A 2,749-nucleotide genomic window follows, 5' to 3' on the forward strand; every position below is an offset into this window, starting at 1 on the left:
GTATATAAGTTAGATAAGTTGAATTTAATAATGTTGTTACGAAAAATACTCAAAAAACACTATATATTTGAAGCGGGAAAAGGTAAAATAAAAATGGAATAGCACTTCCTAATAAAACACTATAGTTATTTTATCTCTTTTGAAGAGAATAATCTTAGCTTGGAACTAGGCTTTCAAGATAGAACTATCGACGTGTTCACCTATCAACTTTAACTAATTTGGAGGAGAAAGAATGGATTTTCGCCAGGTCTTAGGAGTAAGCAACAGACGCAGATTAAAATTGATTGAGCTATTGTATTATAACCGGGAGGGAACACCGAGCGAGAACCTCACCAGTGAGTTGAAATGCTCATTACCGATTTTATTGAGCGATATTAGTCTGATAAATGGACAGCAGAATAAATATTTTTTGGTTGAAAAGGATATGGGATTGTACCGTGTCAAACTTATGGAGGACATCAGCATTGGAAAACTTTATGCGGAAGCGCTGACCAGTTCGCCAGAATTTCAAATCGTGGAGCAGCTTTTGTATGAGCTGCATGACAATATCAGCGAATTATCAAAAGCACTGTATTTGAGCTCGTCAAACACTCAGCGCTATTTAAAAAAACTAGAGCCTTCGCTAAAAAAAGCCGGGATTCATTTATGCTACCGACCGTTGCGTTTAGAAGGCGAGGAAAAAACGATCCGTCATTTTTATTATCGCTATTTTATTGAAAAAAACTATTCATTGAAAACTATCTTACCCAATATGAATAGTTCCCAATTACGATCCATTGAAAAATTTGTTCAGGAGTTTATTGAGATCAATGGATTATATAAAAAGCATATTTTTAACAAACGGTTGACCTACAACATATTTATAAGTTTATGGCGGATCGCAAATGGTCATACCTATCCTAAGGAGGAGTTGCGGACGAATGGGCTGCTGCTGCCGGAAAATGAAGTCGCCTATGCTTTCAAAAGCATGGTTTCCAAAGTTTATCAGCTAAATTTGACCGATGAAATGATGCGGGATTGCTTATGGCTTTCCTACTCGGATGCAATTATCTTTAATAAAGAGCATAGAGAACTGGCTCTAGCCGATAATCCCCGCTATCGCCAATTATTTCGCAAACATTTAACTTTGACGAAAGCATTTATGAAATTAATGGGAGGCCCCCTTGACGAAGAACGGGTGTTTGAGCTGACGACGGTGCTGTTGAATGATGTTTATCTTTATGATGAGAGGGGAGAATTTTTGACGATTCTGCGAAAAAATCGAACGATCTTTTTAGAGATGGTCAAGATTATGCACCAGCATGCAGTAGAAAAGGTCACAGAAATTGCGCAGGACTTTGTTCAAAAATATAGAATCTATCAAGACGAGGATTTCATCACCAATTATGCCTACCTTTTATTAACAGCAGAAGTCGATAGTTTAGAACGATTAGCGTCACAGGATAAAACACTTCATCTGCTGCTGATTTCGGATCTTTCGCCAACGGAGGAGGAGTTTATCTCGAAGGTCATCACCCAGATCGTTTATGGAAATTTTGAAATCCATCATTTCGAAGACATTTGGGATGGGGAGGAAGAGTTAGTCGAGAAAATTTTGACCTATGACGGCTTGATCACCACCGGATCAAGAGAAGGACTGCCAAAAGATTTCCCTCTGGTGTCGATGGACCCTTATGTAACCCCGCAGTCGATCGTCGCGATTCAAAACCTAGTGAATGAACTTTCCGAAAAACTATTCCGAGCGTCTCTGTTAGAAGAAAAATTGTTTCCTCAAGAGATCACGGATTACTAAGTGATATAAAAATAATCAGACTCCTGCTAGTTGCTGCAGGAGTTTTTTTGAGTTGGAAACAATACTTTATAGATTAGATTAAAAAAACTCGTGACAATCAGATAATGACCAAAATAACTGTAATTAACGAAAACCGCCTGAATTCAACTGAAATTCAAGCGGCTCTTTTTATAATATTCGTTCATAGAACCAGAGTAACTGTGCATCCTCTGTACTTTCATTACACCAACCATGGTTTTCTTCTGAACTGTAACTGAGACAGTCGCCTTCTTCCAGATAGTAGACTTTTTCTTCTCCAATAGTGAAGGTTACTTTTCCCGATAATACAAAAACAATTTCATTTCCCGAGTGGGGCTGCATCGTGGGACGTTTAGAACCGGGCTTTAATGTGTACATCATGAAGGATAAACGCGAGTTTTCTTGCTTCAATAAGTTCTCAATCGTCAGGCCGCTGTTTTTATCGATAACACGCATTCGTTGGTCTTTTCTTACTAACTGTGAAGCCTCATCTTGATCAGCCGGCAGGTAGTACAAGACATTTTCACCATAATAATCGGCAATTTTCTGCAGAACTTCTAGGCGAGGGTTCACTTGCATGTTTTCGATTTTTGATAGATAGGATGTGGAAATGCCAACAGCCTCAGCGACTTCTTTGATTGTCTTGTTTTGCGCTTTGCGACTTTCTTTCCATTTATCGTTGATCAGCTCTTTGCTCAAAGTGTTGTCTTCATCTGAATGATTGCTGCTTAAGTTATAGGAATCCGCCATCATTTTCACAGCCTGCGTGCCCATTTTCATATCAATTGACCAGTTTTTGATTTTTTTAAGCGTTTCAACATCTTGCTGGTCAAAAATACGGTAGCCGTTTTCGCTTCTTTTAGGTACGAAAAAGCCATGCTGCTCCCAATTTCTAATTGTTGCAGGAACGACATTCAATAGTTTGGCCACATCTTGAAT

The 2,749-nt window shown here is 38.7% G+C and carries 2 protein-coding genes; one reads left to right on the forward strand and one right to left on the reverse strand.

Going from position 1 to position 2,749, the window contains the following annotated elements; genetic code table 11:
- The first annotated feature begins 232 nt into the window (after positions 1-232).
- On the forward strand, positions 233-1,792 hold the full coding sequence (locus A5875_RS16520; protein WP_088934725.1) for a helix-turn-helix domain-containing protein: 1,560 nt from the start codon (positions 233-235) through the stop codon (positions 1,790-1,792).
- 168 nt (positions 1,793-1,960) lie between these two features.
- On the opposite strand, the gene A5875_RS23780 is transcribed toward A5875_RS16520, so the two are convergent.
- The coding region (locus A5875_RS23780) for a helix-turn-helix domain-containing protein (protein WP_088934726.1) at positions 1,961-2,749 on the reverse strand (789 nt) is incomplete at its 5' end.

It is taken from the genome of Enterococcus sp. 3H8_DIV0648, assembly GCF_002140655.1.
In the GTDB taxonomy this organism is placed as follows: domain Bacteria; phylum Bacillota; class Bacilli; order Lactobacillales; family Enterococcaceae; genus Enterococcus_A; species Enterococcus_A hulanensis.